The 13,007-nt window shown below is 71.2% G+C and carries 14 protein-coding genes; 2 read left to right on the forward strand and 12 right to left on the reverse strand.

What is annotated here, in order from left to right:
- Positions 1-4: 4 nt before the first annotated feature.
- The 9 genes from AC1WTP_RS19735 to AC1WTP_RS19775 all read right to left on the reverse strand — a co-directional run bounded on the left by AC1WTP_RS19735 (position 5) and on the right by AC1WTP_RS19775 (position 8,240).
- Positions 5-1,096 carry a TniB family NTP-binding protein gene (locus AC1WTP_RS19735; protein WP_109904537.1) on the reverse strand — a complete coding sequence of 364 codons (1,092 nt, stop codon included), beginning with the start codon at positions 1,094-1,096 and terminating at the stop codon, positions 5-7.
- Positions 1,093-3,135, reverse strand: coding sequence for a helix-turn-helix domain-containing protein (locus AC1WTP_RS19740; protein ID WP_109904535.1), 2,043 nt, complete (start codon positions 3,133-3,135; stop codon positions 1,093-1,095). The genes AC1WTP_RS19735 and AC1WTP_RS19740 overlap by 4 nt, the downstream gene beginning before the upstream one ends.
- The gene (locus AC1WTP_RS19745; protein WP_199236036.1) at positions 3,132-3,998 is read right to left on the reverse strand and encodes a TnsA-like heteromeric transposase endonuclease subunit; all 867 of its coding nucleotides are present in this window, start codon (positions 3,996-3,998) and stop codon (positions 3,132-3,134) included. The genes AC1WTP_RS19740 and AC1WTP_RS19745 overlap by 4 nt, the downstream gene beginning before the upstream one ends.
- Positions 3,999-4,024: 26 nt before the next feature.
- Complete coding sequence (locus AC1WTP_RS19750; RefSeq protein WP_481650725.1) at positions 4,025-5,122, reverse strand: C40 family peptidase; 1,098 nt, start codon at positions 5,120-5,122, stop codon at positions 4,025-4,027.
- A complete protein-coding gene (locus tag AC1WTP_RS19755; RefSeq protein WP_481650726.1) occupies positions 5,119-5,625 on the reverse strand; it encodes a hypothetical protein in 507 nt (168 codons plus the stop codon). Before AC1WTP_RS19755 ends, AC1WTP_RS19750 begins: the two co-directional genes overlap by 4 nt.
- Positions 5,626-5,849: 224 nt before the next feature.
- A complete protein-coding gene (locus AC1WTP_RS19760; protein ID WP_481650727.1) occupies positions 5,850-6,116 on the reverse strand; it encodes a hypothetical protein in 267 nt (88 codons plus the stop codon).
- Positions 6,113-6,694, reverse strand: coding sequence for a hypothetical protein (locus tag AC1WTP_RS19765; protein ID WP_481650728.1), 582 nt, complete (start codon positions 6,692-6,694; stop codon positions 6,113-6,115). Before AC1WTP_RS19765 ends, AC1WTP_RS19760 begins: the two co-directional genes overlap by 4 nt.
- 90 nt (positions 6,695-6,784) lie before the next feature.
- The gene (locus AC1WTP_RS19770; protein WP_481650729.1) at positions 6,785-7,420 is read right to left on the reverse strand and encodes a GGDEF domain-containing protein; all 636 of its coding nucleotides are present in this window, start codon (positions 7,418-7,420) and stop codon (positions 6,785-6,787) included.
- 73 nt (positions 7,421-7,493) lie between these two features.
- Positions 7,494-8,240 carry a MarR family transcriptional regulator gene (locus tag AC1WTP_RS19775; RefSeq protein ID WP_481650730.1) on the reverse strand — a complete coding sequence of 249 codons (747 nt, stop codon included), beginning with the start codon at positions 8,238-8,240 and terminating at the stop codon, positions 7,494-7,496.
- 313 nt (positions 8,241-8,553) lie between these two features.
- On the opposite strand from AC1WTP_RS19775, the gene AC1WTP_RS19780 reads away from it, so the two are divergent.
- Positions 8,554-8,811 carry a DUF7662 domain-containing protein gene (locus tag AC1WTP_RS19780; protein ID WP_481650731.1) on the forward strand — a complete coding sequence of 86 codons (258 nt, stop codon included), beginning with the start codon at positions 8,554-8,556 and terminating at the stop codon, positions 8,809-8,811.
- A 30-nt stretch (positions 8,812-8,841) separates the two neighbouring features.
- On the opposite strand, the gene AC1WTP_RS19785 is transcribed toward AC1WTP_RS19780, so the two are convergent.
- On the reverse strand, positions 8,842-9,660 hold the full coding sequence (locus AC1WTP_RS19785) for a hypothetical protein (RefSeq protein ID WP_481650732.1): 819 nt from the start codon (positions 9,658-9,660) through the stop codon (positions 8,842-8,844).
- 303 nt (positions 9,661-9,963) lie between these two features.
- Entirely contained in the window at positions 9,964-10,773 is an 810-nt protein-coding gene (locus AC1WTP_RS19790) for a hypothetical protein (protein WP_481650733.1), read from the reverse strand.
- A 680-nt stretch (positions 10,774-11,453) separates the two neighbouring features.
- Here AC1WTP_RS19790 and AC1WTP_RS19795 point away from each other — a divergent pair.
- The gene (locus tag AC1WTP_RS19795; protein WP_481650734.1) at positions 11,454-11,894 is read left to right on the forward strand and encodes a hypothetical protein; all 441 of its coding nucleotides are present in this window, start codon (positions 11,454-11,456) and stop codon (positions 11,892-11,894) included.
- A 170-nt stretch (positions 11,895-12,064) separates the two neighbouring features.
- Here AC1WTP_RS19795 and AC1WTP_RS19800 read toward each other — a convergent pair whose 3' ends face one another.
- Positions 12,065-12,967, reverse strand: a complete 903-nt coding sequence (locus AC1WTP_RS19800; protein WP_481650735.1) for a replication-relaxation family protein — start codon at positions 12,965-12,967, stop codon at positions 12,065-12,067.
- Between the last annotated feature and the right edge of the window lie 40 nt (positions 12,968-13,007).

The following is a 13,007-nucleotide window of genomic DNA, read 5'->3' on the forward strand; positions in this document are numbered from 1 at the left end:
CCGATCACCTGATGCGGGCGCGGCGGCGTGGGCGGGTGGTCATGGAGCCCGCAGTGAACGCGGCCTGCAGCTGGTGGCGAGCAGCCTCGGACGCCTCGTCGATGCGAATGGTGTCGAGCAAGTCGACGTCAAGGCGTTCGTGGCCGTGGCGGATGGCCTTGTAGCAGCCGCGGGTGACCAGCGTGATGAACGAACCGATATGGCCGGTCGTGCGGGCGAACAGGTAGTCACCGATGTCGGCCAGCATCCCGGGATACGCCCGATTGAGCACGAGTTGCCGTTCGGTGGCCTTGAGCAGGTTGATCCAGTGGACACGGCCAGCGTCGGTGTCGATCAAGAACGGAGGCAGTTCCAGGCGGGTCCAGCGTCGGGCGGTCTGCGCCAGCGCGGCGGCTTCACCGGCCAGTCCTTCGGCGAACAGCCTTCGTTCGGCCAACCCGACACCGGCGTAGACGAACGTCACGGGCAGCTCGTTCGCCAGCCATTTGAGGTGGTTGGATACCTCGACGCCGTCGCGGCGGTTCAGGTCGATGAAGTGCAGGTCGTCGATGATGCCCAGCCGGGTGTCGCAGGACAGGACGCAGTCGACGGCGAACACGGCCAGCTGCGCGGCGCTGGCGCGTTCGGCCCCAGGGTGGCCGTAGAACTCGCAAATCATCCGGTTCAGGGTGCGCAGCGTGGTGCGAGAGGTCAGCCCGACCCGGAACACCGGCAGCCGTTCGTGGCCTTCGTCGGTGACCGGGCCGGCGCGGCGGCGGGCGCGGCGGTCGACGTCACGGGCGAAGGTGTTCGCGATCGTGGTCTTGCCCAACCCGGGCAGCGCGTCGATCACCACAGCACCGCGCACCCGGTCAGGATCCTGCCGGTTCGTGGCGACGATCTGGTCGAGCTCGTCGTGAATCGCGGCCAGCTGCGGGGTCCTCAGGATGCCGAAGTTCGCGTGCCAGTCGTGCCGGGCCTCGGCGTAGTCGTCGCGGGCGTCCTCGCTCAGCGCGGCCAGCCCGGTCGGGGTGAGCCGCTCCGGGCGGGTCCGGGCCGGGGTGTCGACCCATCGTCGCCAGCCCTCCTTGCGGGACAGGCTGTAGAGACCGTTCACGTCAGCACCTCGAACGCGTCGTCGTAGAACCCGTCCTCATCACGGCCTGCGGCGAAGTCGCCGTCATCGTCGTCCCCAACCAGAGGATCGCCGACCGAGGTCGCCTCGTCGGCCGGCTGCGCCCTGGAGCCGGACGGCTCGACGTGGGGCAGGGCGGCGTACTCCAACGACAGGCGAGCGGCCATGCGCCGCTCCCGCCGGTCGGTGACCATCCCCACGCTCCACCGCTCAAGCAGTTCCGAAAGCGCTTTCGCCGGCTCTAGGGCCGCGCCGGGCGCGGCAGCCAGCCGGCGGGCGTAGGCGGCGGCATCGGCCGAGAACGGCGCGTCCAGGCCGGCGGCGTGTTCCCAGTCGAGCCGGTGCCACCGCTGGTCGGCCGGATCCTGGAACCAGGCGTGACGCACGTCGTCCGGATTGAGCCGGATCGGCCACCGCCCCGCCAGAGCACCCCGGTACGGGCTGCGCGTGTTGCGATAGCCGTTCAACCCGGGACCGTTATAGCGCAACCCGTTGATCTCCACCCCGTAGTGCTGGATCGTGCGCCCGACAACCGGCAGGAAGTCCAGGGCCAGGTCCGGGCTGGCGGGCAGCCGCAGCAGCCCGGCCGCTGCGATGCCGGCGCCGAACATCTCGACCGGAGACAGGGCCAGATGTGGCCAGGCTGCAATCGTCAGCCCGTCGTGCTTGGCCCGGTGATAGACCGTCGCGATCCACTCCCGGATCACGTCCTCCACCTCATGCAGGAACAGGAACGCCTCGGTCTCGACGTTCAGGCCACGCGAGTGCAGGTCCGGGCCCTTGTAAGCAGGCAGGTGCTGGATCAGCCCTTCGCGCAGGGTGCGGAAGAACCGTTCGACGGTGGGTTTGTCGGTAGGCTTGTGCAGCTGCGCTGGCTGCATCGAGATCCCCATCCGGGTGCAGACGCCGATCACATGCGCCGATAGGAACACCTTGCCGTGATCAACGACCAGGGTTTCCGGCGCGCAGACCGGCCCGGCCGACGGCACCGACGCGTCGAACACCACCTGCGACGGGACACCGTGATACGGCCAGGCCGCTGACGGCGGCCACGAGTCCGGGACCGGCCGCCCGGCGACCGCCTCGAACAGCACCCCGGCGACATCGACCGCCTTCGTTGACACCGGCGTGACCCGCAGCCCGACGATGCAGCGGGTGAACAGGTCCTGCGCGACCGTCAGCTGCGCCCGCACCCACCGGCAGGTCACCGGCTCCATGGCGAACACGTCCAGATCCTGGGTGTCCAGGATCAGGTACTCGCCGGGCCGGGTCGCCTCCAGCCGTCCGTAGACCCCCGCCGGACGCTCGGCGATCGACCGGCGGCCTTTCGCGCTGCCAGACACCGCGTTCGTGCCCTTGGTCAGCTCGGCCAACCGGCGGTAGGCGGTCGCCTGTGACGGCAACGGCACCACGCTGTCGCCGAACTGCTCGGCCAGCGCCGCGCTCACCCGCGCGATCACCGCGCTGCGCGTCGGCGTGGACGCATTCACCAGCCCAGCCAGCACCTGCCGCGCCGCCTCGTCCCAGCGCGGGTCCACCAGTGACGACGCGCCCGGACGCCGCGTCACCAGACCGGCCTCGCCCGCCTCCCGGTAACCGGCTACCCACCGCTCGACCGTCCGCGCGGTCACGCCCAACTGGGCCGCCTTGTTGGCGTAACGGGTCTTCCACGGCACCTCCGCCGCGAACCGCGGATCGGGTTCCCCCGACGCAGCCCGGTCAGGCTGACCGCTGCGGAACCCGGTCAACACCTCCCGGACGTGCTCAGCACGCTCCGCGATCTCCTGCCGCTGCCGGCGGCTCAACCCGGCCAGCAACACACCCACCGACGGCCCTTCATCGGCCCGGCCCGTCACCGCCTGCGCGGCCATCACCAGCCGCGCCAGCCCCACGCTCACCAGGCCGCCGGTGCGGACATTGCGCAGCACCACCCGCGTCCCGTCCAGCTCGACGACCTCGGACACATCGCCGTCGAACAGCAGTTGCGCCCCCGGCCCAACCGTCAACACCCGATCGGTCACGCCGCTACCCCGGCCGACATGCTGATCGGCGTGCCGGACCCCAAGGGCCGCTCCAGCTCCGCGTGCAGCGCGCCCGCCCAAATCAGGTGCAACACCACCGGCCGTGCCACCTCCAGCGGCGCGTACGAGGTCAACGCCGCCTCCAGCCCACCGACCGTTGCCTGACCGGCCGCTAGCTCCAGCGCCACCGGCACCAGCGCCTCGTTCACCACCGGCCTGCGCCGGTAACCCGCGAGAAATGTGACGTTGGCCAGCACCTGACGATCCGCTCCGGTCCACACCTCGAACGCCCAGCCACGGGCGGCCACGACCTCCCGCGTCCACGCGAACATCGCCGCCACATCCGGCTCTGCCACCCGGCGCGCCGGCTTCACGTCAACGACCGTCACCAGGCCAGAGTCGTTGAGCAGCAATAGATCCGGCACATGCCGGCGGACCCGGCTGCCATCCTCGCCGACCAGCTGAAACGGCTGGGCCGCAATCCCTACCACCGCGGCGTCGAAGTCGGCCAGCATGATCCGGGCCAACTCCAGCCGGCTCTCGTACGCGACCAGCCGGCGCATCGTGGCCGACCAGTACCAGCCCGAATAGAAGCGGCGGCCTCGATACCAGCGGCAGTCACGGACCGGCATGCCGGCCAGCACATCTTCGACCACAACGCGAGCCAGCGCCGACTCCGACAACGACCCGTCTGCGCCCCGCCACCGCACGGCCATCGGCACATCGCGGCGAGCCGCATCCTCCCGAGCCACGCGATGAATCGTGCTACGTTGCGTCGTAATTGGACCCTCCGCCACGCCGACGTCACTCACATTCATGTCGCAAGCGACATCCACGACGACACGATCTTGAGAAAGCGTCATCGAGGTTGAGAACCTACAATCGGTGGCTAGTTGATGATCCGGCGAACGGCCGCCAGCTGGCCGGCCCACGTCGACAGGCGGCTGATCTTGACGACATCGCCGCTGTGCGGGGCCTGCACGATGAGCCCGTGGCCGAGGTACATGCCGACGTGTCCGGGTCGGGCGGTGGTGCCGCGGGCACCGGGGATGAACAGCAGGTCCCCGGGCCGCAGGTCGCGGTGGTTCTTGACCGGTTGGCCGGCATTCACCTGCTCGCTGGTGGTGCGGGGAATCACGATGCCGGCGGCCCGGTAGGCCTGCTGCATCAGGGAGGAGCAGTCGCACTGGTGGGCGGGGATGCCGGAGTGGGGTGCGGTGCAGTCCCCGCCGAAGGTGTAGGGGGTGCCGCGCTGGGCCAGGGCCCAGCCGATCGCGGTCACGACCTGCGGCGGGGTGCCCGGTGGCAGGGTGAACCCGTCGGGCAGGGGGACCTGCTCGCTGCCGGGTTGGCCGTCACCTGCGTCGAACAGGCACAGTGGGTTGCTCATCGCCTGTTCCAGACCGGCGGCGACCGGGCCGGTGGGGGTGCCGCCGGTGAGGACGCGGACCAGGGCGATCGCGTCGTCCTCCCACTCGGCGTAGGCGCCGGGGAAGGCGGACCGCTGCACGGCCTGGGCGGCGTCGGTCACCGCCATGGCCTGCCACCCGTCGACCGCGAGGAGCGCGGTGTAGAACTTCGCGGCCGCATGGCGGGGGTCGTGCAGTTGGGCGGGTGTGCCCCACCCTTGGGAGGGGCGTTGCTGGAACAGCCCGATCGAGTCGCGGTCGCCGCCGGGCAGGTTGCGCAGCGTGGACTCCTGCATGGCGGTGGCCAGGGCGATGACCCAGCCGCGCGGTGGCACCGCCATCTCGACGCCGGCGGTGACGATCACGGCGGCGTTGGCCATCTGCTCGCTGTCCCACCTGCCGGCGGCCGCAGGTGGGGACACGATGCCGGGCGGTGGCGGCCCGTCGGGGCCGACCCCGCGGTAGCAGCCGGCTGAGGCAGTGCCGCCGCCGGTGAACAGCGCGCCGATCCCGCCCGCGCACAGCACCAACACGGCGATCACGCCGGCGCTGACGGCGGCGAGGGCACGGGCGGTCACCGTGGTGCTCCCGCCGCGTGCGGGCCGCAGTGCTGTGGGAAGTGACGGTCCGTGGCGGCGAGTGGGGGCAGGCAGCCGGTGAGCGGATAGCGGCGCACGCCGGTGTCGTCGTCGGTGTGCACGGCGATCGTGGCGGTGGCGGTCTCGATGAGGTAGATCCAGTCGACGTCGAGGTGCGCGGCGTGGCACAGCGGGAACACGGTGACCGGCTCGGGCGCGTCGATGGCGCCGCCATCGGCGGTGGCCGCAAGGGCTTGGCCGACCCCCGGTACGGGGCGTCGGCCGCCGCACCCGACGGTGGCGGTGATGTCCGGGTCGAGGTACTGCCAGTCGTAGGCAAGGATGGCGGTGATCAGCGCCTGGGTGTCATAGGCGTGGCCGGCCCAGATCGCGGCCAGGGCAGGCAGGACAACGCTCGGGTGGCCGTTGACGAGCACCGGCCGGGCGTGCACCAGGTGAGGCCTGTCGGGGTCGGTGGCGCCGACGTAGCAGTGGGTGTTCACGAGACAGGGCTCCTTCAGTCAGAGGCGAATTGATAAGGCACCCGCCGGCATTCAGCCGGGGTGGAGCCTGCGGTGTGCGGGACATCGGCACGGCTGGTCACCCGACCGGCGACGTGACCTCGTCGCCGACGGCGACCCTGCGCAGATGGCAGGTCCGCGTGTGCTGCGCTCGTGCGTGATGGGGCGACGGGGATGGCGCTGGCGCCGGCGGGTGCTGACGCTTGTCACGGCTGGTCGCGCTCCGGCTGGGGCGGCCAGGGGGCGGGAGTGGCGCGCCAGCCGAAGATCGGGTCGGTGGTCTCGACCGATCCGCAGCGGCTGCATCGCATGTAGGTGTCCTCGCCGTAACCGGCCATCGACGGCATCTCGTCGGAGGTGATCTCGTCGATCGCGCCGCAGACCCGGCACTGGACGGACGCGCCGTCGGGCCCGCACACGCTGAAGATCGGCTCGTCGGGGTCGATGTGGGGCGGGATCTGGGGACTGTTCATGCCGCACCTGCACCGGTGCTTGTGTGGCTGTAGCGGGCGGTGGCGGCCAGCAGCGCGGCAAGGCCGGGACAGGTGGCGGGGATGCCGCTGCCGGGGGTGTCGGTGACGCCCAGCAGCGGATGGTCCTCGCCACGCAGGCGGGTGACCGTGTAGAGGCGGCCGTCGGTGTCGAGGGCGTCGACGCGGCGGACCTGCCGCGGCTGGCCGCCAGCGGCGTGGATGTCGTCGTAGCAGGTGGCCCAGGCCAGCAGCCGCGCGTCGGGCGTGGCCGCGCGGATCAGGCCGATGATGGCGTCGAGGGTCGCCCGGTAGGGCGTGGTGACGTCCGGGTTGCCGACGCCGGCGGCGAGACGGTGCAGCAGCGCCGGTAGCCCGGCCGGGTCGGTGAGCAGGTCATCGCGGTGCAGCGGAAACTCCAGGCTGGGGACCTCGCGTGCAGGTGCGGGCCCGGCGCCGTGCGGTGGCCGGTCGTGGATGAGCAGCAGCGTTGCGGGCTGGCCCCAGCCCAGCGTCTCGGCGTCGACGTCGGCGGCCAGGAGGCAACCGGCGAGGGCGTGGACAGTGGAGAAGGACAACACAGCGGTTCTCCCTTGGTCAGCGGGCAGAAAAGGGGAAGGACCCCGCAGCCGGTGGCTGCGGGGTCCTCGTTGGGGCCGGGAGCGGGCCGGTCAGTGGCGGTCGCGGCTGCGCCGGCCGGTCGGGGCGGCCAGCGGCTCGTGGCCATGCACGCCCGTGCGGGACTGCTTGGCCTGGTACATCGCCGCGTCGGCCTCGGCCAGGAGTTGACGGGGACTGCCGGTGAGGTAGGCGGGCAGGTAGGTGAAGCCGACGGACGCGCTGACGGTGATGTGCCCGCCCTCGACGCGGACGGGCGCGGCGCCGATGGTGCGCCAGGCGGCGTGGGCCGCGGCGGCGGTGTCGTCACGGTCGCCGCGCACAAGGAGCGCGAACTCGTCGCCGGAGAGCCGGGCGGCGACCTCGACGGGCGCGTCGAGGCCGGTGAGGAGCCGCCCTATGTGGGCGAGCAGCAGGTTGCCGGTGTCGTGGCCGAAGGTGTCGTTGACGGTCTTGAACCCGTCGAGGTCGAGGAGCACCACCCCGACCGGGGTGTTCTCGGCGAGGGCGGCGCGCAGGCGGGTGAGCAGCAGCCGCCGGTTGGGCAGGCCGGTGATCTCGTCGTGGGTGGCCTGGTAGCGGGCCACCTGCAGGGCCTGCTGCTGCCGCCACAGCAGGGCACCGGCCAGGGCGAGGCCGGCGAGGATCCCGCCGACGGTGATAGCGATCGTGTGCAAGGTGGGAGACACTCGGGACGCTCCTTGGATGCGAAGGAGCACCGGGGCGGGCGTGAAGCAGCCAACTTGAACGCCCGCCCTCGGGCTACTGGTGGCCGGTGGTGGGGGCGAGCTGGTAGGTGGCGGGACGGTCGACGGTCTGCACCGCCTTGCCCTCGGCGACGAGCTTGGTGACAGCGTTGGCGACCGCCCCGGCGCTGGCCTTCGCCGCGCCGGTGCCAGCGTTGGCGTTGTCGATGAGCTTGGCGATTTCCCCGGTCTTGTAGGCCCGGTCGGGGTGAGCCTCGAGGAGGTCCAGGACCGCCCCGCGCAGTGACCCCTTGGCGCGGCGGGCCGTGTCCGGTCGGGCCTCGCGCGCGGTGCTCCCGTCCGCCTGCTCGGGTGTCGGCTCCGCCGGGGTCTCCTGCCCACTGCCGGGGCTCGACGGTGTGGTGGTGGGGGCGTCTGGGCCGGTGGCCTGGCCGCTGGTGGATGCGGCCGGCGGATCGTCGCGCGAGGCTGCGACCTCGTCGTTCTGGTCCGGCATGTCGGCGGCCCCTCCGTGATCGGGGACGCCTGTGGCGGCCAGTGCGGGCGGGGGTTGCTCGCCGTCGGGGTGGGCGGTGGCGGTGCGGCCGGTGCCGGTCAGCCGCCACAGCGTGCGGCCGTCGTCGGTGCGGAACCGTTCGGCCTGCCCGGTCTGCTCCCAGGCGCGCAGCTTCGCGGTGGCGGTGGAGTAGCCGAGCCCGGCCTGCTCGGCCACCGCCGCCGCGGTGGCGTCGCCGAGCGCGCCGAGCGCGGCGAGGACCTTGAACATGCTGTGCGCCGGCACAGCCTCCGGTGTGTCGGTCATGGGCATTCGTTCCTTCCTTGAGTGAGGGCAGCACTGATCCACGCGTCACCGGCGGTGAGGATCAAGTGCGACGACCGGATCTCGGGACACGGGAAAACGCGCGCGGGCTGCCATCCGATGGCGGTAGGGCACGCACCTTGACGCACCACTCGCCGCCACGGCAGGGAACGGGCGGCGGAGGAGCGTCCGAGTGAAGCGGTCGAACGGGCGATGCTGTGTCGCGGTGAGATTCCGTAGACTGTTGTGCCGGCGCGGCCGCGAACACCTACGCGCGTCCGGATGCGAACCGCGGCTGCGAGGTCAGGAACCTGCCGTGGGGAAGTACGACCCGCTCACCGCGTTCCTTCAGCGTCAACCCGCCGAGAAGGACACGATCCGGATGTCCTTTCGCCGGCTTGAGGAGATCATCGGAGACTCCCTGCCCCCGAGCGCGCGCTACGACCGGACGTGGTGGGGCAACACCGTCAACCGGACCCGCGTGCAGGCGCACGCCTGGTTGAACGCGGCCTGGACAGTGAAGGCGATCGACTTCGGTCAGGAGTCCGTGACCTTCGTACGAGGCAGGCCGTAGGTTCCACCCTGGCCGGCGGGGTGTACCGGGTCAGGCGGTGAGCTGCCAGGGCCAGGTGTAGGCGCCCAGCGGGTAACGGCCCTCGGCGTCGGGGTGAACCCGGTCGGTCTCCCGATAGGTGACGTGCTCGCCGTCGTCGTGCTCGTCGAACACGACCAGGACGCCACCGGTGAACCGCAGGTGCGGGTACTCGCCGGGCATCGGATCGCTGGTGCGGTCCGGGTTGGCGTGCACGCCATCGAGGTCGGCGCTCATCTGCCCCACAGTGGGACGGTCGAAGCGGGGCAGCTGGTGGCCGGCGTTGCTGGTGTAGCCGTCGGGGAGCAGCGCCGGGTAGGAGCCGCCGGCGACGGCGGTCGACGTGACCGTAGCGGCCATCCACTCGCCGTCGGGTGGGATGAGGTCGGTGCGGTATTGGGCGACCCGCACCTGTTCGGGGCGGATGAGGTGCCCGTCGGTGGGGTCGATGTCGACGGTGACCCAGTGCCGGCCGGTGTGCAGGGCGCGGCGCAGCACGTCGATCACCGGTAGCTGGCCGGCGCCGGTGTCCAGGGGCAGGTAGGCACTGTCGTAGCCGTCTCGCCAGGCGGTGCCGTAGCGGCCCGTGGCGGTGTGCCGCCAGGTGTCGGCGTCCGCGGCGTGCGGCACGCCACGCTCGCCGTACCAGACCGGTACGCCGTTGGAGACCAGCACGTCCCGCGCTGGCGTGCCGGCCCAGACCAGAGCCGGGCGCAGCGCCGCGCCGGCGAGGGTCTGTGCGCCGGTGACGCGGTGGGCGGGGCAGGCCATGGCATGCTCCGCGAGGGGTAGTACGTCCTTGAGGCGCAACCACAGTCGGTGGGACTTCATGGGGATCTCCTGTCGATGACGAGGCGTGAAGAGGAACAGCGCGGCCTGCCTCAGGCCAGGTGGGAGTGGGCGCCCCGGTGCCCGGGGCGCCCGGCGTGTGAAGCACTGACCGCTCCCGGGGGGCGTTGAGGTATCGCCGGTTGGGGCAGCTGCGGTGCCGCGACGGCAGCAGTGGGAACCCGACCGGGGCCGCCAGGTTGATAGGGCGGCGCGGAGGAACCGGTGAGGGTCGCAGGGGTGGCCGGGGCGTCTGGCGACCTGACCCGCAGCCGGTTTCGGCGAGCCGGGGAGCGGGCGGGGGGTCTACAGGGCGACGGCGAGTAGCCGCTGGTGCGGGCCGAGGGTGTCGAGGTGAGCCAGGGCCTGCTCGAGGTAGGTGATGCGGTGGGCGAGGGCGTCACTGGCCGGGGCGAGCCGGCGGCCGTCGGCGGTGAGCATGGCGTCCCCAGCGACGCTGACGGCGGCGCGGTAGTGCTGGTAGGCCATCTGCCCGGCCTGGTACATCTCCAGCTCGCCGACTCCGGGTTGACCGGGCCCGGGGTTGGCGGCGGTGTGCAGACGCATGGCGTGGACACGGGGTTGGGTGTGAAAGTCCGCGATCGCCGTGTCGAGGGGGTAGCGGTCGGGGTCGCTGAGGTGACGGGTCTCGAACGCCGGCCACGGGATGGCCGTCCTCGTTCCGTGCACCACCTGCTGCCAGATCTGATAGCGGATCCCGGCGCCGACGGCGGCGGCGTGACGCACCCCGTGTAGGTCGAGCAGCCGCACGGGTCCGCCCGCGCATGGCGCGGGTCGACCCGTGCGCAGGCCGATCATGAGGTGACGCTGCCACGGCCGCAGCCCCGGCATCGCCCAGAACAGGGGCGTGAGGGTGCCAGTGACAGCGAAGTGGGTGTCGAGCTGGTGGCTGGTGAGCGCCTGCGCGGGCAGCTCGTCGGGCAGGCAGATGACCATCGTGGCGATGGTCGGGGCCGGCGTGACGGTCGGCCGTACGCCAGTGGGGGTCGACCGGGGCGTGAACGCCGGGGCGGCCTTCGCCGGAGCCGGCCGTACCGGAACGGCGGACACGCGGCTGCCGTGGCGGGTCAGCGGTGTGCTGTTGGCAGTGGACATTCGGATCCTCCTTCGATCAGTACGTTTGGGGGTGACCGACCCACCGGGTGCATGGGTCGGGTCACGGCGAACGGGGAGACGAGGCGGTGCGGATGGTTGGTGTCACCTCGGGTCGCCGCGCGGGGCGCGAGCCGACCGGCCGGAGCGGGTGGGCGTCGCGTACCGCTGGGTGCGGCGAGGATCCCTGAGGTGGGACCGAACCGGTGTGTGTGAAATGTGGGTGGTGTTGCCGTGGAAGATAGCGGCTGCCGCTCACAGGACCGCGCGACTGCGACGGCGCGGGACAAGCCCGCTGACCTGCGCTGTGAGAGACCAACGGGTTGCTATCGGCGGACGCGGAGTCTGCGCTGTGAGAGGCCACCCCACTCACAGACAATCTCGCGATGTGACAGTCACGTTCAGTGGTGGCGTGGTGAGGCAGGGATCGCTTGCGGTGTGAGTGCGGGCGCAGTCGATCGGGGTGTAGCCAGTCGTGGCGGTCCTGCCGTTTGCAACGTCGGATCCAGGCGAGTGGCTGCGGCGCCCCTGTGGCTCCACGCGGTGACTGGCGTCAGTGGCGGCACAAGAGGTGCCTCGAGCCGCAAGCCCTTGATTCCATTGGGGTACCTTATGGATTGCTTAGAGGGAAGCAAGGGGAGTACTGTGGCGACTGCGGCAAGCCATCTCTCCCGGGAGCACACGTGACAGAACTAGTCCAGCTCAGCATCTCCGTGCCGGCAGATCGAGTCTCCGATCTCTATGCGTACGTGGCGACCCTTCATAGCCCCCAAGGCGTGGAGGAAGTTCCAAAGGTTGAGGATAAGGACGCTCCGGTCTCTCAACGCGCCTTGCGGGGCTTCGGCAGGGCCACCGTTCGAAAGAACTACCTCGGCGGCGTCAGCGACTACTGGCGGCCCTTCCTCGAACGCCTCGCCGACGAACCCGACCGGTGGGTTTCCTGGACGGTCCTGTGTGAGGCGGTCGGCCTGACCCCTCGCCAAGCGTCAGGCATGCTCGGCGCGGCCGAGCGTCGGTGCAACGGGTACCCGCCATACGAGAAGAGCGGCTACAGCGAGGGTGACCACTGGTTCCGCATGCCAAAGGAGGTCGCCGACATCATCAAGGAACTTGCAGCCGAGTAGCTTGCAGATCAAGTCAGCGGTCAAACGGCCTTGAGGTGCCCCTTGAGGCCGTCTGTCGCTTCCGCGCCATCGGCGGACCTGGACCCCGACCGACGCCCGCTCGAGGTGTCAGTTCCCAAACCGCCAAACCGCGAGTATCGACAATGGCTGGTAGTCGTTGGGGGCGGTTGTCACCGGTCGTGGGGCTCGATGTAGCGGTGGGGGTTGGTGGCGTGGTGGGGGCCGTGGTCGTTGGGTAGTTCGTGCAGCCATCGGCGCGGACCCGGGTCGGTGGTGAGGGTCCAGGCGGGGCCGGCGGGGTGTTCGTGGTGCAGGCCGGTGGCCACGGGCATGGCGGTGGGGATGCCGGTGAGGGCGTCGAGGAGGTGGGCTTCGCGGCGGTGGTTCGGCACGCGGAGCAGGACGGGGTAGCGGGGGCCGAACTCGGCGAGGCGTTCGTAGGCGCGCAGCTTGCGCAGCACGGTGCGCAGGGGTTCGGTGCCGTTGTCGTGTTCGAGGAAGAAGCCGACGGTGTGGCCGGCGGCGGTCCAGATGCCGTGGCCGTCGGGGCGGATGCCGGCGAGGGCGTAGGCGGCGGTGGCGTGCTGCTCGGACCACCAGCGGACAAGCGCGGTGCTGGGGTCGGTGCGGGTGTGGGCGTGCAGGTCGATGAAGAGTTGGTTGGCGCCGAGCAGGTGCCGCAGGCGGGGGCTGCCGATGATGCGTTCGGTGCGTTCGATGCTGCTACGCGGCGGGCGGGCGTCGGGGCGTTCGGGGTCGGTGTAGGTGGTGGGGTGTACGAGCATGCCGAGCGGGCCGAGGGTGTGCAGGTGGTGGCCGGTGCCGGTGGTGATGTCGACGAAGCGGTGTACGGCGTCGATGCGGTGCAGGGCGGCCAGGCGCAGCCGTGCGGAGCGTGGTGACGGGAACAGCGCGGCGGCGATCTGGGCGGTGGACAGCACGTAGTGCTCGGCGAGCCAGGCCAGCAGTTGCCGGTCGCGCAGGGTCAGCCGCCGCAGGTAGGCCAGCCGCTCGGCCTTGCTGGGGGAACGGCGAGACGGATGGGGCGCAGGATTCGATGAGGCGCGGGACATGGTGGTCTCCTCAGCAGATAGACGAGGGGAGCTCCCTCCT

The sequence above is a fragment of the Micromonospora sp. R311 genome (genome assembly GCF_056780015.1).

Excerpts from the sequence above, each read along its gene's own strand:
- AC1WTP_RS19745 (WP_199236036.1), bottom strand. The coding sequence starts at position 3,998 with ATGACGCTTTCTCAAGATCGTGTCGTCGTGGATGTCGCTTGCGACATG.
- AC1WTP_RS19775 (WP_481650730.1), bottom strand. The coding sequence starts at position 8,240 with ATGACCGACACACCGGAGGCTGTGCCGGCGCACAGCATGTTCAAGGTC.
- AC1WTP_RS19785 (WP_481650732.1), bottom strand. The coding sequence starts at position 9,660 with ATGAAGTCCCACCGACTGTGGTTGCGCCTCAAGGACGTACTACCCCTC.
- AC1WTP_RS19800 (WP_481650735.1), bottom strand. The coding sequence starts at position 12,967 with ATGTCCCGCGCCTCATCGAATCCTGCGCCCCATCCGTCTCGCCGTTCC.
- AC1WTP_RS19790 (WP_481650733.1), bottom strand. The coding sequence starts at position 10,773 with ATGTCCACTGCCAACAGCACACCGCTGACCCGCCACGGCAGCCGCGTG.
- AC1WTP_RS19760 (WP_481650727.1), bottom strand. The coding sequence starts at position 6,116 with ATGAACAGTCCCCAGATCCCGCCCCACATCGACCCCGACGAGCCGATC.